The organism is Verrucosispora sp. WMMC514, assembly GCF_027497295.1.
Taxonomy (GTDB): domain Bacteria; phylum Actinomycetota; class Actinomycetes; order Mycobacteriales; family Micromonosporaceae; genus Micromonospora; species Micromonospora palythoicola.
In genome coordinates, this window is the sequence record NZ_CP114906.1 from 1,122,723 (window position 1) to 1,145,144 (window position 22,422).

Consider the following 22,422-nt stretch of genomic DNA (forward strand, 5'->3'; position numbering starts at 1 on the left):
CGCCGTCACCCGGTCTGGGTGGCGGCGCGGCGGCGGACCAGCAGCAACAGCAGGGCTCCCACCGCGACGAGGACGACGCCGAGCGCCCCGGCCGTCAGCACCCAGCCCGCGCCGGTACGCGGCAGCGGGCCACCACCGCCCTGATCCGAACCGTCGTCGCCGTTGCCGCCACCGTTGGAGCCGGAGCCGGAGCCGAAGCCGGCGTTCGGGTCGGTGCTGTCGCCGACGGCGATCGTGAGCGTCTTCGTGTCGGTGACCGCCTTGCCGGCGGTCGTGGTGCCGCTCATCTGCACCGCGAGGCGGTACAGACCAGGCTTACCGAACGCCCAGTTGCCGTGCGTGTGGGTGTTGAGCGGGATGTCCAGCTTCTGCGGGAACGGCTTGGTCGAGTCGAACAGCACGTCGGCCTTGCCGAACGAGCCGGTCAGGAACAGGGCGAACCGGCCGGGCCCGTTGACTCCCTTGAGCGTCCAGGTGACGTTGCCCTTGATTCCCGACACGACGGACGCGTGCTGGGTGTTCCAGCCCGGCCAGACGAGACCCGCCTGCTGGGTCTGCGGCAACACCCACACGGTGTCGCCCGCCTTACCGAGGAAGTCGGCTCCGTCGGGCACCGTGATCTTCGCCTTGTCCTTGGCGTGCAGGACCACGTCGGCGGTCTCCCGCCAGACCGGAGGGCTGGACCGGTCATCCTTGATCCGGATCGTCCAGCTGTCCCCGGACAGGTTCGGGCCCATGTCGACGTGCCCGTCGGCGATCACCTGACGAGCACCGGCAGCGGCTTTCGCCGCCTGCGGCGCGGCCGCCGCCTTCGGCGCGGCGGCGGGCTTCGGCGCGGCGGCGGGCTTCGGCGCGGCGAGTGCTTCGGCTGCCTCGGCGGGCGGTTGCGCCGCCGGCTTCATCGGTGCGGGCACCGCCGGCTCAGCCGGCTCGATCGCCGGCACGTGGACCCGGTACGTCGCCTCGGCATGCGCCGTCGCACCCGAGCGCAGGTCGGCCGAACCGGTCAGGGTGAACCGGTACTCGCCCGCCGCGTCGAAGGCCCACACCACGCCATCGGTACGCGCGCCCGCCGGTAGCTGCGTCGACCGCGGCAGGTCGGCACCGTTGCCGAACAGCGGGGTCGCCGCGCCGAGGCCGGACAGGGTGTACGCGGTGAACGTCCCCGGCCCCTCGACCGAGCCCAGCGTCAGGGTCACCCGGTCGTCGACGACGACGCCGGGGCGTACTCCGGTGGTGTCCAGAGACGGGAACCCGGTGTCACCGGCGGACAGTGCCCACACGGCGTGGCCGGGTTTCCCGAGGAAGGCGAGGGCCGGTCCGGCCGGGACGCGGCCGGCCAGGCCGCCGTCCGGGCCGAGCACCACCTCGGCCGGGTCGCGCCCGGCCGCCTGCTCGTCCCGGAAGCGCAGCGACATCGTGTCTCCGTCGAGCGCGACGGAGACCAGGTCGACGCCGGTCGAGACGACGGCGACCGGTTCCGCGGCGACTGGCGTCGCTGCGGAGGCCAGTGCCAGCACGACGGCGGCAAGGCTGGCAGCACCGACGCGCATGCTTCTCGTCCTCATTTTTCGCTCCCCCAGGCGTAGCCGAGTCACTTCTTGTCCTTCCCCGTGTTTCCAGTGGCCAGAGGCCGGTTGTCGGAGCCCGTGCCGGAACTGTCGGCGTCCGGCATCGGGGGGTCGTCGGGTGCTGCTCCGCCGGCGGCTACTGCGACGTCCTGGTTGTCCGGTGCCCGGCTGGCCTGCGCGCGGCCCTCCTCCCGAGCGGCGGCCACCGCCCGCGCGAGCTGCGCCGCCCGGCGGCGGCGGGTCGCGACCAGTGCCCAGCCGGCGAGGGCCAGCAGGGCCAGCAGGGCGAGCTGTGGCCAGGGCACCGCCCATACGACGGCCTGCGCCGGGTCGGCCCGCGGCGGCGGGTCGAGGACCTGGTCCCCCACTGCGGCCAGCGTGACCGTCGCGTCCGCCGTCAGCCGGAACAGCGGCGCAACATCCGACATGCGTACGGTGATGGTCAGCTCGCCGCCGGGCAGGATCTCCGGTAGGGCCGCACCGTCCACGGACTTCCGGGCCAGGCCGAACGGTCCGGCCACGCCGAGCACCGGCTGTCCGGAGAGCCGGACGTTGCCGGTGTTGCGGACGGTGAATGTGGCGGTGACCGTGCCGCCGGCCAGCGGGTTGACCGAGCCGGTGTGCCGCACTCGCAGGTCTTCGACGGTGAGCGTCGGCTGTAGTTCACCGGCGACCCGCAGGTAGATGCGCACGCCGACCCGATGGTCGACGGCGACCTGGTTACCCTGCGCGTCGGCGGCGGTGCCGGCCAGCGAGGCGACGATCCCTCCGGCGTGATCCCCGGGCGTCGCATTCTTCGGGACGGTGAGCGTGAACGGTATGTCCAGCCGGGACGTCGACGGGATGGTCACCGTCTTGTTCGGCAGGCGTACCCACGAGCCCACGTCGGTGGGCTTCCGATCGGCGGCCAGCAGATCGAACCCGCCCTGCGTGGTGGTGACCGCGTCGCTGGCGTAGAGGCTGAGGGTGAGCGGGCGGTTCGAATGGTTCGTGACGCCCACGTAGTCGGTCAGGGTGGCACCCGGATCGAGCTTGTAGCTGAACGCCGGCCGGCCGTTCGGTCCGCGCTCGCTCGACGGTGCCACGCCCCACGTGGCGGCGGCGGACGGCGGTGCCGGCGACGGCGACGTTCCTTGCTGCGCCGGCGGGGTGGCGGGTGCGGGTGCGGCCAGCGCAGCGGCAGGTGGCGTGGGGACCACGCCGAGCAGGGCGATCCCGGCGACGATGGTGGCGAGCAGGCGCATTGCGGGGGCGGGTCCGTTCCTGTGGGTACGAGGGAGGTGCGGGGCGGGCGGGTCGTGTCACCGACACGCTCACCCCGTGGTCGTCCGGTGGCCGGGCTCGACGCCCGACCACCGGACAAGGTGGTGCGATCAGATCGCGGTGAGGGTGAGGGTCGCGGTGTAGGTGCCCGCGGCCGTCTCGGTGGGCAGGCTCAGTCGCAGGCCCGCGCCGAGCTGCGCGCTGCCCCGTCCGGTGCCGTCCGGTGCCGAACCCAGCACCGCGCTGTTGCCGAGACCGCCGCCAACCCCGACGACGTACGGAGACACCTCCGGACCGGGGACCACGCCCTGCCCGTCAGCCTGAGCCAGGACCCGCGGCGTCCAGCCGAGGTAACCGGCGCTGAACGTCGCCCCGTCCGGCCCGACGAAGTCCGCCGGGATCTGCCCGGACGCACTCCACCCCGGCTGGCCCGCCCGGGTGTCGGTCACCGTGACCGGCCGCAACTCACCGATGCTCTCCCACCGGTCACCGGCGGAGTTGAGCTGCGCCGGCGGCAGCACCACGGCCCGGTCGTCCGGGTTGACGCTGATCACCAGCGAGCCCTGCGTCTCGTCGATCGACGCGGTGATCGTCTGCGAAGTGCCCGGATCCTGCGGCGGGAACGCCACCCACAAGGTCACCGGCTCACTGGTCGCCACGACCGCGTGGTCGTCGTCGTAGAGCTTCGCCACGTACTCGCAGGCGTTCAGCTCCCGGGTCGCGGTGAACGAGTAGCTCGCGCCACCCTCACCCGAGATGATGTTCCAGTCCGCCGCGCCCGGGCACCTGCTGAACCAGTGGTAGTGGTCCAGCTCGGTCTGCGGAGTCTGCACCGCGTTCAGCGTCACCGTGTCGTTGGGCTGGTACTCGGCGGCCATCCCGCTCACCGCCAGGCTCACCTCCGGCCCTCCGCCGGACAGCTCGCCCACCACGAACGAGTAGTCGACCGGCCCAGTGCTGAGCGTGGTGCCGTCGACCAACGTCGCGTCGGCCTGGAACTTCAGCGTGTAGTTGCCCAATGCGCTGAACGCCCAGTTCGAGTGCGCGTGCGTGTGCACCGGCACGTCGATGGCGTCCGGAAGCCCGTCATCGGAGCGGAACTTGATGATCGGACCGCCGAACGAATCCTGCGTGAACAGTGTGACGTTGCCCGGCCCCTCGACGTCGACGAGGCTCAGCCGCACCTTGTTCCCGTCGAACACCCCGCTCTTCAGCGTCGTGGTGTTCCAACCCGGCCAGAGCAGATCCGGATCCTGCGTCATCGGCAGCAGCCAGATCTGGCTCCCCGCCGGCCCGAGAAACGCGAACCGGGAGTCGTCCGGAACCGCCATCGCGGCCTCCGGCAGAACCTGGAACGTCACATCCACCGGATCCCGGGTCACGGACGGGCTGACCGTGTCGTCATGCACCTTCAGCGACAGCTCCCCGTCGCTGTAGTGCACGTCCACCGCGTCGGTGTGCCCCTTGGAGAGCACCACCTTCTCCGCCGCAGACGCGGCTGTGGGCGCCAGCACCGTACCGGCGACCACCACCGCCCCCGCGACAAGGGCCGCGAAACCGCGAGCCCTCACTGTCGCATTCATACCTCCCCTTTCCCACCGCTGTCTGCGGTGGTAGATCTGGTCGGGACCGAGCACGCTGGAACCCGGGGTGCCCTCGGCACCCCGTGAGATCACCACGACGCTTTGCGGATTCCGGGCAGCTCGCCACGCAGGGCCAACTCCCGGAACCGAACCCGGGACAGTCCGAAGCGGGTCAGCACCCCACGTGGGCGGCCGTCGATCTGGTCGCGTACGCGCAGTCGCACCGGGCTGGAGTCACGCGGCAGCCGGCTGAGTCGGCGGACCGCGTCGGCACGTACGTCCGGGTCGGTGTCCGGGTGGGCGATCAGCCGCTTCAGCCCGGCCCGGGCCTCGGTGTGCCGGGCGACCAGTTCCTCGCGGCGGGCCTGCCGGTTGACCAGGCTCTTCTTGGCCATCAGCGTGCCTCGCGGAACTCGACGTGGCGGCGCACGATCGGGTCGTACTTGCGCAGGGTCAGCCGGTCGGGGTCGTTGCGGCGGTTCTTGCGGGTGACGTACGTGTAGCCGGTGCCGGCGGTGCTGCGCAGCCGCACGATCGGCCGGACGTCGGTCTGGCGGGCCATCAGAGCTTCACTCCCCGGCTACGCAGCTCGGCGACGACCTTCTCGATGCCCTTACGGTCCACGGTCTTCAGCGCCTTCGCCGTCAGGGTGAGGCTGACCCACCGCCGCTCCGACGGCAGCCAGTAGCGGTGGTTCTGCAAGTTCGGGTTCCACCGGCGACGGGTGCGCCGGTGGGAGTGGGACACGGCGTTGCCGAAGCTCGGCTTCGCGCCGGTGACGTCACAGCGTCGGGACACGACTCTCCTCCAGTTCAAGCTTGACAGTAACGAGAACGGTTTTCGTTTTTACATCAGCCGTTCGGACGAGCCTTCACCCGGGGTCGCCCTCCACCTCGACCGACACGGCGGAACCGAGCCCGTAGCCGACCCCACGGACGGTGGAGATCACCGGCAGGTCGGCGCCGAGCTTCGCCCGCAAGCGCCGCACGTGGACATCGACGCTTCGGGCGCCGGTGAAGGGATGCCCCCACACTCGATCGAGCAACTGGGCGCGGGTGAACACCCGCCGCGGATGGTCGGCGAGGTGTCGCAGCAGGTCGAACTCGCGTCGGGTGAGAGGGATCTCGCGACCGTCGCAGTAGACCGTGCGCGCGTGCGGGACGACTCGCAGCAGGGGCGTGCCCCTCGCGACAGGAGGCTCGACACCGCCACCGACCTGGCGGGCGGCGATGCGACGCACCAGCCGCAGCAGGCGGGTCGCATCGGCGTCGAGCGGCCCCGCCACACCCGGCAACCGGATGGTGACCACCACGCCCCCGTCGTTTTCCACCGACACCCCCACCCGCTCGTCGCCCATCACGTGCCTATAATGACAACCGTTTTCAGTTTGTGTCGAGAGGATTGTGATGTCGACGTCACCGCTCGCACCCGCCGAGCCCGGCGCCACGGCGGCCGACACCCGCCCGTCGTTGACCGTGCTCAGCGGTTTCTGGCCGTCCGCGACGTACGCCGTCGCTCGCACGCTGCTGGCGGCGAACCCGGCGCTGCTGCTGATCCGGCATGATCTCGCCGACCTGGCCGCCGGCACCGTGCACCGGATCGTGCGCGACGGTGCCGGCGTGCTCGAGGACGAGCGGATCACTCTGGCCCACGGCTGCGTCTCCTGCACGCTGCGGGAGGACGTGCTGCCCACCCTCGCCCGGCTGGCCCGCGCCCAGCCGCACCGCGACCTGCTGTTGATGCTGCCCGAGGTGGTCGAGCCCGAGTCGGTCGCCGCCGTCTGCGCGCACTGCCTCGTCGACGGCGCGCCGCTCACCGACCTGATCCGGGTCGACTCCTACGTCACCGTGGTCGACGCCGAGCACTTGCTCGACGGGCTGGCCAGCACCGACGACCTGAAGACCCTCGGCATCGCGGCCGCCGACAACGACGACCGGGCGTTGGCCGACGTGGTGGTCCGGCAGATCGAGTACGCCGACACCCTCGTCCTGTGGGGCGAGTCCCGCGAGGGCGCGTACGACACCAGCCGCCTGTCGGTGCTGCTGGAACGGATGTCGCCGTGGGCGACGCCGGTCCGCGTCCACGGAGACGTCGTCGACGCCGGTACGTTGACCAGGCAGCTTTGCTACACCCACCGGCACCGGCCGGAGACCCCGGGGATCTTCGCCCGCGGTCTACAGGGCTACACCCTCGGCGCACACGAGCCGGAGTCCGACTGTGGAGTTGTCTCCGCCGTCTTCCGGGCCCGCCGCCCGTTCCATCCGCAGCGCCTGCACGACGTCCTCGAAGAGGTAAACGCCGAGATGATCCGCTCGCGCGGGCACTTCTGGCTGGCCAGCCAACCCGACACCGTCATCGCCTGGGAGTTCGCCGGTGGCGGCCTGGCCATGGGCTCCCTCGGACACTGGCTGGTCAGCCTGCCCGAAGACCGCTGGGAACACGTCGAGGACCAGCGTCGCCTCGCCGCCGCCCTCGACTGGGACCCCTACTACGGCGACCGGCACCAGCATCTGGTCTTCATCGGCCTCGACGTCGACCCCGTCGAGCTGCACCGCACCCTCGCCAACTGCCTGCTCACCGACGCCGAACTCGCCGACGGTGAACAGATCTGGCGCACCTACCCCGACCCGTTCGCCGGCTGCTTCCCCCTCGGGGCGGAGGAGCTGGCCGACACCGAAGGAGCGCGACCCGCATGAAGCCTGGCATCCACCCCGATTACCGGCCCGTCGTCTACCGCGACAAGGACGCCGACTTCGCCTTCCTCACCCGCTCCACCGCCACCAGCGACCAGACGATCGAATGGACCGACGGCAACACCTACCCCGTCATCGACGTCCAGATCTCCTCGGCCAGCCACCCCTTCTGGACCGGCAAGCAGCGCCTGCTCGACACCGAAGGCCGGGTCGAGAGGTTCCGCGCAAAGTACGCCCGCCGCGGACCCCAGCAACCCCGATGACCGAGGCGCGTATCGACTGGGCGGCCGCCGCGCCCCACCTCGTCGACGCCGCCACGGCCGACCGGGCCTGGTACCAGGCCGTCGCCCGCGAGCTGGTCGCCCCCGGCGACCGGCTCGCGGTCGACGTCGGCTGCGGCGGTGCCGGCATGGCGCTCGCACTCGCCCGACACATGACCTGCGGCCAGATCCTCGCTGTCGACGCCGAACCGGCAATCGTGGAGACGGCCCGGGCGCGGATTCACCGCGAATGGGCGGACCCGCGGATCCGCATCGAGGTCAAGCTCGTCGACATCGATGACATCAACGTCCTGCAGGAGACGGCCGGTGGGCAGGCTGATCTCGTGTGGGCCTCGGCCATGGTGCACCACCTTGGTGACCAGCAACGCGCCGTCGACGCCCTGGCCGCCCTGCTGGCTCGCGGCGGGCGGCTGGCGCTCGCCGAGGGTGGCCTCCCCGCCCGTCATCTGCCCTGGGACCTTGGCGTCGGCGAGCCCGGGCTGGAGCTGCGGCTGCACACCGCCGAGGACCGCTGGTTCGCCCGTATGCGCGCCGCGCTACCCGGCAGCCGACCCATGCCGTACGGCTGGGACGAGGCTCTGCGCCGTGCCGGCCTGGATTCGGCCACGACCGCGACCACCCTCTGCGAGTTGTCCCCGCCGCTTGCGCCGCCCCAGCGGCGCGCTGTCGTCAACGGCATCGCCAGTCGCATCGGCCGGCTCCGCGACACCGGCCTGCTCACCCCCGGCGATCTGCACACCTGGGACCGGCTCCTCGACCCGGAAGATCCGGTCTGGCTCGGCAACCGCCGCGACGTGTTCCTTCTCGAGGCGCGCAGTGTCCATGTCGGCCGGCGCGGTTGACCGGCGATGACCGAGACCGCGCCCCCCGCCGACGCGTCGCTGCGGGCAATCGGGGTACGCACCACCCGGCAACGGCAGGCCATCCTCACCGCGCTGACCGGCCGGACCCACCCGATGACCGCCCAGGCCGTGCACACCGCGCTGACCGGTGCCGGTCACCGGATCGGTCTCAGCACCGTGTACCGCGCGCTGCACCGGCTCGCCGAGGTCGGGCTGCTGCACTCATTCGAGGTGGGCGGGGAACGCGCCTACCGGCGCTGCCCGGACACCACGCACCAACACCTGCTCTGCGACACGTGTGGCCTGATCACCGAGTGCCCACCGCACCTGGTGGACGCCTGGCTCACCGAACTACGTGCGACAACCGGCTTCACTCCGCACGCCGACCGGATCGACCTGCACGGGCACTGCGCCGACTGCACCGCAGCGGCGCCGTAGATCCCGTACCACGGCTTGCCCTGGGCGGGCAGTCACCGGGTGGTGCAGGCGGCGCAGGTGCCCATGATCTCCAGGGTGTGGTTGACGTCGGTGAACCCGTGCTGGTCGGCCGTGCGGCGGGCCCACGTCTCGACGGCGGGGCCGGTGATCTCGACGGTGCGGCCACAGTGCCGGCACACCAGATGGTGGTGGTGGGTGCGGCTGCACCGGCGGAACAGTTGCTCACCGGTGGGCAGTCGCAAGATGTCCACCTCACCCGCGTCGGCCAAGGCCTGCAGCGTGCGGTAGACGGTGGTGAGGCCAACCGCGGCTCCCCCCTCGCGGAGCTCCGCGTGCAGACGTTGCGCGCTGCGGAACTCGTCCGAGCGAGCGAGCAGCTCGACCACCTCCGCCCGCTGTCGGGTGTTGCGGACGGCACCGGGGATCGGATTCGTTGTCATCGACAGTCACCTCCTCCTTGCTCCGCCCGGTCCGGGTGTTCCGAGGATCGCGACGGTGATGCTAGCCGACAAGGTCACCGTGCCGGTCGAGGATCACACCGACGCAGGTCAGCGGAGCGGCAGGTCGGGCTCTCGGATGAGGTCGACGGCAGCCTGCCGGTGGTGTGGTGTCTCGATCGGCCCGATCAGCGCTGGCCGTCCGCCCGCGCTGCTGAGCAGGAGCAGCGCGGGCGCCCGATGGCAGGCACCGAGGCAGCCCGCCCGGATCAGGACCGCGTTCCGGCTGGACCCACCGCTTCGCGGACGGCACCGACGTAATCCGCCGGAGCCTCCGAACCGCCCGCTCGGCGTAGTGCGTGGCAGCGATGGCCGTCGCAGTAGATGACGGTGACCCCGGCGTGCGCGTTGACGTTCATCGGCCGTCCGGCGGGCGGCGGAAAGCCATCAGGGCCTGGTCCGCCCTCCGGTGCAGTACCGTCGAGTCGGAGAAGCCGGCCCGCCAGGCGGTCTCCCGGTGCCAGCCGGCCGGCGCGGCGAACTCCGCGCAGACGAGACCGGCCAGGGCGGTTGCCCGCTCGCGCAGCAGCGGCGCCATCGACGGTTCGCCGGCCAGCGTCGTCCACCACGCGGTCCAGGGATCTACTCCCGTGTCTGCCAGCGACGGGGCCGTGGACGGTGCGTCCCGCATCGCGTCACCGACGAGTAGCAGCCCGCCTGGCCGCAGCAGTTGCCGAGCCTCGGCGTACCAGTCGCGGACCCGGTCTTCGGGCAGATAGTGCACGGTCATCAGCGCCAGCACCACGTCGTACGGGCCACCGGCCGGCGCGAGCCACTGTGCGGTGTGGAGGTCAGCCCGGACGGTGCGCACGTGCGGCAACGCGGTGGCGGTCAACGCCAGCAGGAGCGGGTCGACGTCCAGCACGGTGACGTGCGCGCCGGGCCATCGACGCAGCACCGCTTCCGCGGTGGTGCCCGGCCCGCCGCCGACGTCGAGCACCCGCTCCGGTCGCCGCCCGTGAACCTCCTCGGCCGCGGCGAGGCCGGCGGCGAGAAGCTCGTCCCGACCCGGCTGGTAGTGCCGCATCACCGACTCCCAGTCCCGCCGCCACCGGGCCACGTCAGCGTGAGCGAGCATCGTCGCCATGATCGATCAGACCCGCACCGGCTCGACGTGGTCGTGCTCGTGCAGGCCGCCCATGTCCCACTCGGGGAACGGATCGGGCAGGGCCCGCCACGTCGGCTCCCCGGCGGCGACCTCCGGGTCGGTGAGCAGGCAGGCGGTCAGGGCGTCCCGCAGCCCGGCAGCGTCCAGACCGACGCCGATGAAGACCAACTCCTGCTGACGGTCACCGAACGTCGGATGCCAGCGGGACTCCAACTCGGTCCGCTCGACGGGATCCTCCGGCCACTGTCCCGACACCGCAACCGGGACACCGGCCGGGTCGCACCGCCCGGACGGACCTGCCTGTGACCAGAGAGCCACCGCGTCCGGCCGGCTGGCCAGCCAGAGGAACCCCTTCGACCGCACGACACCGAAGGCGTCCAGGCCGCCGGCGAGCAACTCCCACAGGCGCTGCGGATGGAACGGCCGGTGGTCGCGAAACACGATGCTGGAGATGCCGTACTCCTCGGTCTCCGGCACATGCTCACCGTTGAGTTCGGCCACCCAACCGGGCGCGGTCTCCGCTCGCTCCAGGTCGAACCGGCCGGTGTTCATGATCACCGCCGGTGACACCCGACCGCGCACGGCACGGACCTGCCGGGCGGCCGGGTTGAGCCGGGTCAGCAGCGCCTCCACCACCGTGAGGTCCTCCGGGGCCACCAGATCGGTCTTGTTCACCACCAGCACGTCGGCGAACTCGATCTGGTCGACCATCAGGTCGGCGATGCTCCGGTCGTCGCCCTCGTACGCGGCCAGGCCGCGCGCTTCCAGGGTCTCCCCCGCGTCGATTCGCGCCAGCAGACCCGCCGCGTCGACCACGGTGACCGTGGTGTCGAGCCGAGCCAGATCATCCAGGATCTGCCCGCCCTCCACCCCGAAGGCGAACGTGGCGGCCACCGGCATCGGCTCGGAGATCCCGCTGGACTCGATCAGCAGATAGTCGAACCGACCCAACCGCGCGAGGCGGGCCACCTCGTCGAGCAGGTCGTCGCGCAGCGTGCAGCAGATGCAGCCGTTGGTCAGCTCGACCAGGCGTTCCTCGGTCCGCGACAGCGCCCCGCCGTCCCGGACCAGCGCGACGTCAATGTTGATCTCGCTCATGTCGTTGACGATCACCGCCACCCGCAGCCCGTCCCGGTTGGCCAGGACGTGGTTGAGCAGGCTGGTCTTGCCGGCACCGAGAAACCCCGACAGGACCGTCACCGGCAGCCGGCCGGTCACGGCTGTTCCACCACCTGACGCCCCTTGTACAGGCCGCAGTGCGTGCATGCCCGGTGCGGCACCACCATCTCCTTGCGCGGACAGGGGCAGGGAATCAACTGCGGCACACTCGCCTTCCACTGCGCCCGCCGGTGACGGGTGTTCGACCGCGACATCTTCCGCTTCGGAACGGCCACAGGAACTCCTTCAGCTCGGGGTCACGGCACAGACTACCGGTATCGGTTTTCGTTTTCACAGGCCGCCTTGACCAGCCGGCGGCACAGGAGCTGTCACTGGAACACGTAAACAAATGCGCAACTGAACATGTATCGTTGGCCCCGAGAGCGAGGCACGCAAAGGAGGGCGACATGAGCACGGACACCATCCACCCCACCCATACCGCCGGACACCAGCACACGCACGGCCCCGAGTGCGGGCACGTGGGCGTGCGGCATCTCGGGCACGTGGACTTCCTGCACGACGGGCACCTGCACCACGCCCACGACGGGCACTACGACGAGTGCAGCGTCGAGGGGCACAGCCCCGCCGAGGCACACGAACACCGGCACGCCGAAGGCTGCGGGCACGTGTCGTTCGCCCATGACGGCCACACCGACTACCTGCACGACGGGCACGTGCACCACGCCCACGACGGGCACTACGACGAGTGCGCGTCAAGCGAGCACGTGGTGGCCGAGGAGCACGACCACATCCACGGAGACGGGTGCGGCCACTCCCCCGTGCTGCACGGCGACCACTTGGACTACGTGCACCACGGCCACCGGCACGCCGCACACGGCGGCCATTACGACGAGCACTGAACCCGGTTCCGACAGGGCTCGTCCCGCCCCGGTCGGAAGCCGGGGCAACTCAGGCGCCAGTCCGTGCTGCGGCTGCTCCATCGCCACGACACCAGGGATGGGCGGTGGACAGCCCGCCCGGGCGGGCCGGCACTCATGATCATTGCTACACCGGGGTGTCGGTGATGGTGCACTCCACCGCACCCGCGAGTCGCACCGTGCGATCGGCGAGGGCCGCGTCGGCGGCGTCGTGACTGGCGTAGACCACCGCCGCTCCGGCCCGGACCCGTTCGGCGAGCAGGTCGTGGACGCGTTGCCGGCTCGTCGCGTCGAGGGCGACCGTGGGCTCGTCCAGCACGTAGATGTCGGCGACCTGGACGAGCGCCTGGGCGATGAGGGTGCGCTGACGCTGCCCGCCGGACAGCTCACGCAACCGCCGCCGGGCCAGGTGGACGAGGTCGAGCCGCTCCATGATCGTGCTCACGGCGGCACGGTCGTCGCGATTCAGGCGTCGACGCGGCCGGAACCGACCGATCTGCACGCACTCCGCGACGGTCAGCGGGAGCGCGTCGATGCCGCTGGTGCGCTGCGGGAGCAGCGCCAGCCGGCAGCCGGCCCGGCGCCGGACGCTGCCCTCGGCCGGCTCCTCGACGCCGGCCAGCAGGTGCAGCAGAGTGCTCTTGCCGGAACCGTTCGCGCCGGTCACGGCGACCGTGGCGGCAGCCTCCACGCGCAGGTTCACGTCTCGCAGCACCGGGATGCCGGCGTACCGGAAGGCCACGTGCTCGACGGTCAGGACCTCAGCGCCCAACGCTCCCCCAAATGATATCGATTATCAATTGCACTATAGTCGACCCGGTGATGGCGTCACTCCTCGAACCGTTCACCGTGTCCTTCGTCGTCCGCTCGCTGATCGGCGGCATCCTGCTGGCCGCGGTGTGCGCCCTGGTCGGCGTGTGGGTGATCGCCCGCGGCATGACCTTTCTCGGCGAGGCGATGAGCCACGGCATGCTGCCCGGTGTCGCCATCGCATCCATCTTCGGCGGCAACCTCGTCGTCGGGGCGGCCGCCAGCGCGTTCGCCATGGCGCTCGGCGTCAACGCCCTACGGCACAGCCGCGAGTTCGGGCGCGACACCAGCATCGGGCTGCTGTTCGTGGGGATGCTCTCGGTCGGGGTGATCGTCGTGTCGCACTCGCGGTCGTTCGCCACCGACCTGACCGCCTTCCTCTTCGGTGACGTGCTGGCCATCCGGTGGCCCGACCTGCTGCTGCTCGCCGCCGCGGTCGCCGTCGTCGCGGTGGCCTCCGCCATCTGCTACCGACCGTTCCTGGCGCTCACCTTCGACCCGCGCAAGGCCCGGACCCTCGGCCTGCGCCCCGAGGTCGCCAACGCCGTCATGCTGGCCCTGCTCACCATCACGATGGCTGTCGCCTTCAGCGTCGTCGGCACACTGCTCGCCTTCGGGATGCTTATCGCGCCCTCGGCGGCGGCAATGCTCGTGGCGCGCCGACTGCCGGCGGTGATGCTCACCAGCTTCGGCATCGGCTCGGTCGCGACCGTGATCGGTCTGTGGATCTCCTGGTACGCGGCGACCGCTGCCGGCGCCACGATCGCCGCCGTCGCGGTAGCGATGTTCTTCGGGATTCTCGGCGTGCGACGGGTCACGACCGCAGCGCGACGCCATCGGTCATCGGTCCCCACGCTCCCCCCCATCCCCGCACCGGAAGGATCTTCGTGATCACCAGCACCACCGGAAGGCTCCTCGGCGTGGCCGCCCTGGGCCTCACGCTCGCGATCTCCGCGTGCGGCTCGACAGGACAACAACCACAGGACGTCGAGGAGACGCCGCACGGCTACGTCGAGGGCGCCGAGGAACTGGCCGAAGCGCAGTCGACAATCGCGTACGCGACCCGCGGCGCCCAGCGGCTGCGCCTGCTCGACCTGCGCACCAGTGCGGAGAACGAGATCGGGCTGTCGGTCGGTGCCGAACAGCTCACCGAGGACGGCCGCTTCGTCTACGTCGACGGCGGCGACCGCACCCTCGAGATCGTCGACGCCGGAGTGTGGACTGTCGACCATGTCGACCACGTCCACTACTACCGGGCACCGTCCCGGTCGGTGGGCACGCTGTCGCTCGACGCACCGGTCCGGACGATCGCCGGTTTCGAGGCCCACACCACGGTCGGCACCACCGACGGGAAGGTGACGGTCCTCGACCGACGCGAACTCGAGGCCGGCAAGGTCGCCAAACTGGCCACGATCGACTCGAAGAGCTCCGCGCCGCTGGCCGTACCGTACGCCGAGCAGCTCCTCGTCGCCCTGGGCGACGATCCCCGGCGGCCGGCCGACCGCATCGTCGCCATGGACGCGAAGGGCCAGCCGACAGGTGCCTTCGAGGTGCCCTGCGCGGCGCCCCGTGGGTGGGCCGTCCTGCGTGGCGGCGCGGTCTTCGCCTGTGCGGACAGTTTCGTACGGGTCAAGCTGGAGGGCGACAAGCTCGCCGCCAAGACGCTGGCCTCCCCGCGGACACCGGTGGCGTCGGACGGGTTCGGCTACCGCCCGCGCAGCAACGAGGCCGCGGTGGCCGACCAGGCCGGCATCTGGTCGGTGAACGCCGCCAAGGCCACCCTGCGGTACGTGCCGGCCACCGGCCGCGAACTGGTGGCCGCTGCGTCACCTGCTGACGGCAGTACGGTGCTCGCCCTCGACGCGTCCGAGAACCTGATCAGCTATGACCTCGAGACCGGCAAGATCCTCGCCGAGAAGCCGCTGCGCGCCGCCAGCCTGACGCTGGACATCGACCGCGCCTACCTGGCCGATCCGAAGGCCCAGGTCATCCACGAGATCGACTACCGCGACGGGCTACGCACCGCCCGCGCGCTGCAGGTCACCGAACGACCGGATCTCGCCGTGGAGGTCGGCCGATGAGAGCACGACAGCTTCTCGCGATGCTCTTCGTCGGTGCCCTGCTGACCGGCGGCGCGGCCTGCGCCTCACGGGACGACTCCCGCATCGTGGTGACCACGAACATCCTCGGCGACGTCGTCAACGAGATCGTCGGCGACGAGGCCGAGGTGAGCGTGCTGATGAAACCGAACGCCGACCCGCACTCGTTCGCCATCTCGGCCCGGGAGGCGCACACCATGCAGACGGCCGACCTGGTCGTCTACAACGGCCTGGGACTCGAAGAGGGCGTCCTGCGCCACGTCGAGTCGGCGAAGGCCGAGGGCGTCCACACCGTCGAGGTGGGTGCCAGGATCGACTCGATGGAGTACCAGGACGGCGACGCCGCCGGCCTGCCGGATCCGCACTTCTGGACGGATCCGGAGCGGGTGGTCACGGCGGTGGGGCTGCTCGCCGACGACATCATCGAGCACGTCGACGGGGTGGACGCCCGCGCGGTGCGGGAGCGCGCGGAGGCGTACGCGAAGAGGGTCGGCGAGCTGGATGCGGACCTCGCGCGGCGGTTCGCCGCCATCCCGCCGGAGCGTCGGGTCCTGGTCACCAACCACCACGTGTTCGGCTATCTCGCCGATCGCTACGACTTCACGATCATCGGCGCGATCATCCCGAGCGGCACGACGCTCGCGTCGCCGAGCTCGTCGGATCTCGCCTCGCTGGTCACCGCCATCCGGACCCACCGGGTGCCGGCGATCTTCGTCGACACCTCACAGCCGGCCCGGCTCGCCGAGGTGCTCGTCTCGGAGGCAGACATCAACGTCAAGGTGATCGCCCTGTACTCGGAGTCGCTCAGTGAAGCCGACGGCGGCGCCCCCAGCTACCTGGCGATGATGCGCTTCAACGCCGAGGCGATCATCGGCGGCCTCTCCGGTTGACACACCCCCACGTCGGGCCGGGAAGCACCCCGTGTAGAGTTAATAGAAATGATTGTCAGTTGCAATTGAGGAGTAGTTCGTGAGGCATCGCAGAATCAGCGGCGCGGCCGCCCTGGTGGCCGCCACGCTGGCGCTCACCGCGTGCGCGTCCGATGCGGACGAGGGCAACGCACCGTCGGCCAGCTCGTCCGCCGCGGCCTCGGTGCAGGAGCCGGTGGCGATCACCTACGACGGCGGCATCTACGTGCTCGACGGCGAGGCGCTGAAGGTGGCGCACAACGTCGCCCTGCCCGGCTTCAACCGGGTCAACCCGGCCGGCAACGACACAAACGTTTTCGTCTCCACCGAGTCCGGGTTCCAGGTCCTCGACGGGGGCGCCGGCGAGATGACGGACATCAACTATGCAGGCCCCAAGCCCGGCCACGTGGTGCTGCACGGCGACCGCACCGTGCTGTTCACCGACGGCACCGGCGAGGTGCACAGCTTCGACCCGAAGACCCTCGCCGACGGCAAGCCCGAGGGACGCCAGTACAAGACCGCGCAGCCGCACCACGGCGTGGCCGTGGAACTCGCCGACGGCACCCTGGTCGTGACCCTCGGCACGGAGGAGTCGCGCCCGGGAGCTATCGCGCTGGACAAGGACGGCAAGGAGATCGCCCGCAGCGAGGAGTGCCCCGGCGTGCACGGCGAGGCGGTCGCCCAGGGCGAGGTCGTGGGCCTCGGCTGCACGGACGGCGTACTGCTGTTCAAGAATGGTGCCTTCGTGAAGGTCAGGAGCGCGGGTGCGTACGGCGCCGTCGCCACCCAGGTGGGCAGCGAGAAGTCGCCCGTCCTGCTCGGCGACTACAAGGTCGAGCCGGACGCGGAGCGCGAGTTCCCCGAGCAGTTCGCGCTCATCGACACGGCGGCCCAGAAGCTCCAGGTCGTGCCGATGCCCGAGGGCGTCAGCTACAGCTTCCGCTCGTTGGCCCGCGGTCCGCAGGGCGAGGGCCTGATCCTCGGCACCGACGGCAAGCTGCACGTGGTCGACCCCGCCTCCGGCAAGCTGACCAACTCGTGGCCGGTGGTCGGCGCGTGGCAGGAACCGATGCAGTGGCAGGAGCCGCGCCCGGCCCTGTTCGTCCGCGGTGACGACGCCTACATCACCGAGCCCGCCACAAAGCAGGTGCACCGGCTCGACCTCAGCACCGGCAAGGTCGTCGGATCGGTGACGCTCGACGCGGTCCCGAACGAGATCAGCGGCACGCTGTCGGCGCACTGACATCCCGGTGACCGGCGGTGGAGGCGACCTCGTCTTCACCGCCGGTCGCATCAGCGACAACCACTACGAGAGGGTGCGGATGAACGGCGACGAATACCACGACTCGGGCGAGTTCCTCGACCTGCTCAGTCTCGACGCGTGGCAGGCGCTGCGTGATCCGGTACGGTCCGCGTTGGCCGGCGCCGCACCGCAGGCGGGCCCCATTGTGGACCTCGGAGCGGGCAGCGGGCTCGGGACCCAGCTCATCGCCGAGGTGTTGCCGGCTGCGCGGATCCTGGCGGTCGAGCCGTCGGCCGTCCAGCGCGCGGCCCTGCTCTGCCGACTCGGCCCCGTCCCCGAGTTGCGGGAGCGGGTCACGGTGGTGGCCGCCGCAGCGCAGGACGTCCCCCTGCCGGACCGGATCGGCGGCGGGGTCGCGATGAACATGATCGGGCATCTGGCACCGCCCGCCCGTCGCGAGTTGTGGGGGCGGCTGCGCGACCGGCTCGCCGACGGTGCGCCCCTGGTGGTCAACGCGCAACCGCCGGCAGAGCCGATGGAGATTCCGGAGGCGGAGTTCGTGAGGGTGCGGGTGGGTGACCACACCTATGTGGGCAGCGGAGCGGCACAGCCGGACGGACCAGACACTCTGCGGTGGCGGATGCGCTACCAGGTGCTCGACCAAGACGGCCAATTGGTACGCGAGATCACGGCCGCCTACCAGTGGTTTGTCGTATCACCGGAGGCGATCATCGCCGAACTGTCCGCAGCCGGTCTCGACGCGGTCGTCGGCCCAATGGACGTGGTACGCGCGGTAGCCCGCTGATCCGGGCTTCCTCGCCGCCCTGCTTGCCACCAGTGGCAGCAGGGCGGCGATCTTTAGACCGAACACGGGGAGGTCCGTCCGGACGAGATCACCTCACTCCTCGCTGTGGCGGATGTCGCAGGCTACTGCGACATCCGCCAACAACTCGTCGTGACCCGACTCCGGCCCGGGTCAGATCGCGGTGAGGGCGAGGGTGGCGGCGTAGGTGCCGGGAGCGGTGTCGGTGGGCAGATCCAGCCGAAGACCGGCGTCCAGTTGAGCGGTTCCGCGGCCGGCGCCGATCCGAGGACACAGCCGGTCGTCAGGCCGGTGCCGCCGGAAAGACTGCCGGGCACCGTGGGACCCGGCGTCACCTCCTGCGCCGGGGGGTGCTTCCGTCAGCCCGCAGCGCTACGGCGGAGGTGTCCGACACGCGCACCCACACGGTTGACGACACCCTGATCGCGGCATCGTCGCGAAGGGACTCACGCTGGGGGCAGTCCTGACGCCGGTGGGGGGATGCGCCGGAAGTGCGGGTGGACGAAGACGGTGACGACGGCGGCCATGATCACCGTTCCGGCGACAATCGGCATCGCGCTCCCGAATTCATAGAGAGCGGTACCGGCGATGGGTGCGATCACGAACGTCAGGCCGGTGGTCGCGCCGGTGATCCCGGCGAGAGCGCCGGCCACAAGCACGGGCCTCCCCGCTATTCGGGGCAGACAGGCGGTCGCTCTGCTGCGGGCGCTGGCACGTCCGCAGCAGAGCGACCAAGTGCATTGCCAACGAGATCAGTTCGATGAAGCGACCCGGATGGAGGGGTTCAGATCGCGGTAAAGGTCAGGGTCGCTCGATAGACACCTGCCTCGGTGTGGGTGGGCACACGCAGTTCCAGCGTGGCGGCCAGTCGAGTACTGCCCAGGCCCTCTCCGGGTGTGGCGATAGCCAGGAGGCGGCTGACGGACAGGCCGTCTCCATCGGGGAAGCCGGTGGGCACGGGCGCGCCAGGCTCGACTCCTCCACCGGTCGCCTGAGCCGTCACTGTTGGTACCCAGCCGAGATAGCGTCCGGAGAACGACGCGTTGGTCGCCGCGAAACCGGAGCTCTGGCCGGATACGGACCAGCCCGGCGATCCGGACCGCGTGTCCGTTACCAAAACCGGCCGTAGCTGACCGGATGCCGCCCAGGACGTCCCGTCGGTGGCGAGCGTCATCGCCGGGAGATTGACCTCCCGGTCGTCAGGGTCGACGGACATGACCAGGGCTCCGGCGGAGTCGTCGATGGTCGCGACAATGTTCTGGGACGCACCGCTCGGGGGTTCCGGCTCCCCGCCGCCGTTGGTGACACGCACGGTCACGGGAGCTGATTCGGCGAGCAGCGTGTCACCGTCGTAGACCCGCACCACGATCTCCAGCCCATCCATCTCTGCCGTGGCGGTGAAGCGGTACGGACCGGTGATATTCGGCACGACCGACCATTCCGATGCCCCGGCCGCGCGCGTCGCCCACTCGTAGCGAGCATCACCGTGCGCCGGGTCGGTGGTGGCGGTCAGGGTCACGGCATCACCGCTGTCATAGCGGTCGGCGAGCCCGGTCACCGTCACTGTCGGTTTGGGGTCGGCAGCCGGCCTCACGGACAGCGTGAGGGTGTTGGCGGGGTCGTAGGCGATCCGGCCGGCCGGGGTGATGACCGCGACCCGGTACCGCGCGCCGTCATCGGCCGCGGACGCGGTGAACGACAGTGAGGCGCCGTTCTCGCCCGGCATCACGCTTGGCTCGGTCTCGCCGGTCCGCTGACGGAACCAGCGGAACTGGGTGAGCGCGGTCGGCGCCCCCTGGACCTCGGCCCTCAAGGTGACCTGGTCACCCACCTGGTGGTTGGTCGCACCAACGACGGTGGGGCGGCGGCCCGACGCACCGCCATGGTCGTCGATCACGATGGTCACCGGATCCGTGATCATCCGCTCGCCGTTGCCGAAGGTCACCTCCGCGCGAACCTGTGCACCGTTGAGGCCCTGCTCGGCGGTGTACTCGTGGTAGACGCCGGTCAGGCCCATGTCGTACCACTGTTCGCTGCCGGGCCACTTCCACTCCCACCGTACGGTGTCCTCGGTCGCGAGGGTGGGGTCGGCCACCAGGTCGAACTTCACGGTGTTGCCGGTGTGGTAGTGGTCGGGCAGCGCGCGCAGGAAGAGCAGTTGCTCGTCCGGGTTGAGCTGCCGCACCTGCAGGGACCGGACGAGCGGCCGGAAGAAGTCGTTGACCTGGACCGTCCTGCCGCTGTGCGCGTAGGTGCGGTAGGCGTCGAAGTCGAGGTGCCAGTTGTTCCACTCCGCCGGGATGTTCTCGTACCTGAGATGGCGTACGTCCTCGATGTTGTCCGATTCGGCGAGCACCACCTTGCTGGAGGTGTTGCTGGCGCTGGGCCGGATCGTCCAGGCGAAGTGGGTCAGGTTGTCGGTGTTCGGGTAGAACTCATCCAGCGTCAGGTCGAACGAGCTGCCGGCGCGGTAGACCGGCTGAAGGCCGGAGACCACCGCGTGGTTCCACTTGATCTCGCCGCGGAAGACGTCGGACTGGGCGATGACGATCCCGTTCTTGACGATCTGGAGGGCGTACGACGCGTAGCCGGTGAAGTTCGCGTCCGGCGGCTCGACGGACAGCACGTCGCCGTCCAGGCCCATACCGAACCCGGAGGCGCCCCACCGCCCGGACGAGGCCGCCGCGAGGCGGGCAAGCCGCATCGTCTCACCTTCCTCGAGCGCCCGGTTGTCCGTGAGCTGAATCTTGATGTCGTCGCCCATGTACAGGTTACGACCGTCACCGATGAACTGGCCCTGAATCGCCGGCACCGCGTTGGCGACGTTCAGACGCACCCACGGGGTCGAGGAAATGACCGTGGTGCCCTGACGGACGTTGGCGCGGATCTCCCGCGTGTTGTCGCTCGCCTCCACGCGGTACACAGCCGTACCCGTCGCCGCGTCCGGACCGAGGCCACTGAAGGCGATGCCGCTGCCGCCGCCGGTACCACGAATCGACCAGGTGACATTCTGGCCTTCACTCAACGTGAAGCCCTTCATCGTCGCGGTCATGGTCTCGCCCCCGACATACGACGCCTTGTCCAGCTCGACCGTGAACGGAACTCCCGACGGGTCGGTGACCTGGACGGTCACGGGATCTGAGGTCGAGGTCGCAGCCAGGTTGCTGACGGCCGGGACGAACCGCGCCGTCATCGAGTGGGAGCCGACGGCCGGAGTCGTGACCATGCTGGCCGAACCCGCGACGACCGGTGCGTGACCGATCACGTTGCCGTTGTCCCGGAACTCCAGGTAACCGCTCACGCTGGCGGGTACGACGTTCGCGGTCAAGGTGACCGAGTCACCCGCGGTCAGCGTGGTCGCCGACGCCGACACCGACGTCGTGGTCGCCACCTGCACCGGCGCGTCGCCGACGATGAACGTGTACGTCGCGGTGTCACTCACCGGCGCGGCGCCGACAGCGGCGCCCGCACGCACGGTCAGGTCATACGAACCGGGCGCGGTGAACGCCCAGTTGGCATGCATATGCACCCGCCCGAGAGTGAAGGACTTGACGTCCTCGTCGCTGGACCACAACCGCCGCACCTGCTGGCCGAGCGCGCCGCCCTGCCACACCTCGACATCGCCTGGACCCTCGACATCCACCAGCGTCAGCGTCGTGTCGTCGTTGTCGAGCGTTCCCGCCGGCACCGACTCGGTGGAGAACCCGGCCCACAACTGACCCGGCGCCTGGGTCTCAGGGATCATCCACACCGCTGCGCCCGCTGGCGCGACGAACTCATAACCGGCCGGCAACTGCGCCACGTAGGAGTCGTTGTCGATGTGGAACCACACCTTGTCGGCGTCATAGCGCGTACCCACGTCCGGTATGTCGGCCTTGCTGCCGAGTTGCAGCGAACCATCGTCCCAGAACGTGGCGATCGCGTCCGCGTGGACGTCGGCGATCACCGTCTTCTGCGCCGGAGGCGGGGCTGGCCCATCCGCCGCACCGGCCGAAGCCCGCGGAAGCAACACGACGCCCGTTCCCGCCACGGCCACTGCCAGCAGGGCAGCGAGGGCTCGGCTCATTGTCATAGGTCGGCGCATCCAACGCCGGAGAGGTTCCATGCTACGACGCTCCTCAGTAGGTGGATCGCCATCATCATCGAAAACGAAGCTCATTTGCAATAGCGAGCATCCGAACGATCATGGCCTCTCCTGCGCCAATCGGCGGACGCGACCAGTCGACC

The 22,422-nt window shown here is 70.4% G+C and carries 23 protein-coding genes and 1 pseudogene; 10 read left to right on the forward strand and 14 right to left on the reverse strand.

The annotated features are described in order from the left end of the window. Positions 1-5 precede the first annotated feature (5 nt). The 7 genes from O7597_RS05040 to O7597_RS05070 form a co-directional block, all read right to left on the reverse strand. Positions 6-1,553 carry a TIGR03773 family transporter-associated surface protein gene (locus O7597_RS05040; RefSeq protein WP_269737951.1) on the reverse strand — a complete coding sequence of 516 codons (1,548 nt, stop codon included), beginning with the start codon at positions 1,551-1,553 and terminating at the stop codon, positions 6-8. 41 nt (positions 1,554-1,594) lie between these two features. Further along, positions 1,595-2,815 carry a DUF916 domain-containing protein gene (locus O7597_RS05045; RefSeq protein WP_269737952.1) on the reverse strand — a complete coding sequence of 407 codons (1,221 nt, stop codon included), beginning with the start codon at positions 2,813-2,815 and terminating at the stop codon, positions 1,595-1,597. Between the two features lie 129 nt (positions 2,816-2,944). Next, positions 2,945-4,417, reverse strand: a complete 1,473-nt coding sequence (locus O7597_RS05050; protein WP_269737953.1) for a choice-of-anchor M domain-containing protein — start codon at positions 4,415-4,417, stop codon at positions 2,945-2,947. Between the two features lie 89 nt (positions 4,418-4,506). Further along, the gene (gene rpsN / locus O7597_RS05055) at positions 4,507-4,812 is read right to left on the reverse strand and encodes a 30S ribosomal protein S14 (RefSeq protein WP_281582135.1); all 306 of its coding nucleotides are present in this window, start codon (positions 4,810-4,812) and stop codon (positions 4,507-4,509) included. Beyond that, entirely contained in the window at positions 4,812-4,979 is a 168-nt protein-coding gene (gene rpmG / locus O7597_RS05060; protein WP_093410686.1) for a 50S ribosomal protein L33, read from the reverse strand. Before rpmG ends, rpsN begins: the two co-directional genes overlap by 1 nt. Next, positions 4,979-5,215 (reverse strand): 50S ribosomal protein L28, encoded by a 237-nt coding sequence (gene rpmB / locus O7597_RS05065; RefSeq protein ID WP_164449684.1) that lies wholly within the window; start codon positions 5,213-5,215, stop codon positions 4,979-4,981. The genes rpmG and rpmB overlap by 1 nt, the downstream gene beginning before the upstream one ends. Before the next feature lie 73 nt (positions 5,216-5,288). Beyond that, on the reverse strand, positions 5,289-5,774 hold the full coding sequence (locus O7597_RS05070; protein ID WP_332317114.1) for a winged helix-turn-helix domain-containing protein: 486 nt from the start codon (positions 5,772-5,774) through the stop codon (positions 5,289-5,291). Between the two features lie 46 nt (positions 5,775-5,820). On the opposite strand from O7597_RS05070, the gene O7597_RS05075 reads away from it, so the two are divergent. The 4 genes from O7597_RS05075 to O7597_RS05090 are packed head-to-tail and all read left to right on the forward strand — an operon-like array spanning position 5,821 to position 8,671. Further along, a complete protein-coding gene (locus O7597_RS05075) occupies positions 5,821-7,113 on the forward strand; it encodes a GTP-binding protein (protein ID WP_281582136.1) in 1,293 nt (430 codons plus the stop codon). Beyond that, complete coding sequence (locus O7597_RS05080; protein ID WP_269737958.1) at positions 7,110-7,373, forward strand: type B 50S ribosomal protein L31; 264 nt, start codon at positions 7,110-7,112, stop codon at positions 7,371-7,373. The genes O7597_RS05075 and O7597_RS05080 overlap by 4 nt, the downstream gene beginning before the upstream one ends. Continuing rightward, positions 7,370-8,233, forward strand: a complete 864-nt coding sequence (locus O7597_RS05085) for a class I SAM-dependent methyltransferase (RefSeq protein ID WP_269737959.1) — start codon at positions 7,370-7,372, stop codon at positions 8,231-8,233. Before O7597_RS05080 ends, O7597_RS05085 begins: the two co-directional genes overlap by 4 nt. Positions 8,234-8,239: 6 nt before the next feature. Then, positions 8,240-8,671: a Fur family transcriptional regulator gene (locus O7597_RS05090; protein WP_269737960.1), complete on the forward strand. Its 432-nt coding sequence runs from the start codon at positions 8,240-8,242 to the stop codon at positions 8,669-8,671. 32 nt (positions 8,672-8,703) lie between these two features. Here the strand turns inward: O7597_RS05090 and O7597_RS05095 are convergent, their stop codons facing one another. The 4 genes from O7597_RS05095 to rpmF form a co-directional block, all read right to left on the reverse strand. Next, positions 8,704-9,111, reverse strand: a complete 408-nt coding sequence (locus O7597_RS05095) for a Fur family transcriptional regulator (protein WP_164447543.1) — start codon at positions 9,109-9,111, stop codon at positions 8,704-8,706. A 412-nt stretch (positions 9,112-9,523) separates the two neighbouring features. Continuing rightward, positions 9,524-10,246: a class I SAM-dependent methyltransferase gene (locus tag O7597_RS05100; protein WP_281582137.1), complete on the reverse strand. Its 723-nt coding sequence runs from the start codon at positions 10,244-10,246 to the stop codon at positions 9,524-9,526. Positions 10,247-10,261: 15 nt separating this feature from the next. Beyond that, positions 10,262-11,494, reverse strand: a complete 1,233-nt coding sequence (locus O7597_RS05105; RefSeq protein WP_269737962.1) for a GTP-binding protein — start codon at positions 11,492-11,494, stop codon at positions 10,262-10,264. Further along, on the reverse strand, positions 11,491-11,670 hold the full coding sequence (gene rpmF / locus O7597_RS05110; RefSeq protein WP_269737963.1) for a 50S ribosomal protein L32: 180 nt from the start codon (positions 11,668-11,670) through the stop codon (positions 11,491-11,493). The genes O7597_RS05105 and rpmF overlap by 4 nt, the downstream gene beginning before the upstream one ends. A 171-nt stretch (positions 11,671-11,841) precedes the next feature. Here rpmF and O7597_RS05115 point away from each other — a divergent pair, with 171 nt between their 5' ends. Continuing rightward, a complete protein-coding gene (locus O7597_RS05115) occupies positions 11,842-12,294 on the forward strand; it encodes a hypothetical protein (protein WP_269737964.1) in 453 nt (150 codons plus the stop codon). Positions 12,295-12,439: 145 nt separating this feature from the next. Here the strand turns inward: O7597_RS05115 and aztA are convergent, their stop codons facing one another. Next, entirely contained in the window at positions 12,440-13,084 is a 645-nt protein-coding gene (gene aztA, locus O7597_RS05120; RefSeq protein WP_269737965.1) for a zinc ABC transporter ATP-binding protein AztA, read from the reverse strand. A gap of 11 nt (positions 13,085-13,095) precedes the next feature. Here aztA and aztB point away from each other — a divergent pair, with 11 nt between their 5' ends. From aztB to O7597_RS05145, 5 genes are all read left to right on the forward strand, one after another. Next, entirely contained in the window at positions 13,096-14,013 is a 918-nt protein-coding gene (aztB, locus tag O7597_RS05125) for a zinc ABC transporter permease AztB (RefSeq protein ID WP_269737966.1), read from the forward strand. Next, entirely contained in the window at positions 14,010-15,203 is a 1,194-nt protein-coding gene (locus O7597_RS05130) for a hypothetical protein (RefSeq protein ID WP_281582138.1), read from the forward strand. Before aztB ends, O7597_RS05130 begins: the two co-directional genes overlap by 4 nt. Beyond that, positions 15,200-16,111, forward strand: a complete 912-nt coding sequence (gene aztC, locus O7597_RS05135; protein ID WP_269737968.1) for a zinc ABC transporter substrate-binding protein AztC — start codon at positions 15,200-15,202, stop codon at positions 16,109-16,111. The genes O7597_RS05130 and aztC overlap by 4 nt, the downstream gene beginning before the upstream one ends. 79 nt (positions 16,112-16,190) lie before the next feature. Beyond that, positions 16,191-17,372, forward strand: coding sequence for a zinc metallochaperone AztD (gene aztD, locus O7597_RS05140; RefSeq protein ID WP_281582139.1), 1,182 nt, complete (start codon positions 16,191-16,193; stop codon positions 17,370-17,372). Between the two features lie 7 nt (positions 17,373-17,379). Next, entirely contained in the window at positions 17,380-18,177 is a 798-nt protein-coding gene (locus O7597_RS05145) for a class I SAM-dependent methyltransferase (protein WP_269737970.1), read from the forward strand. Between the two features lie 464 nt (positions 18,178-18,641). Here the strand turns inward: O7597_RS05145 and O7597_RS05150 are convergent. After that, positions 18,642-18,842: pseudogene (locus O7597_RS05150) on the reverse strand (MFS transporter); the annotation flags it as partial. Between the two features lie 137 nt (positions 18,843-18,979). Beyond that, the gene (locus O7597_RS05155; RefSeq protein WP_269737972.1) at positions 18,980-22,141 is read right to left on the reverse strand and encodes a choice-of-anchor M domain-containing protein; all 3,162 of its coding nucleotides are present in this window, start codon (positions 22,139-22,141) and stop codon (positions 18,980-18,982) included. Positions 22,142-22,422: the final 281 nt, after the last annotated feature.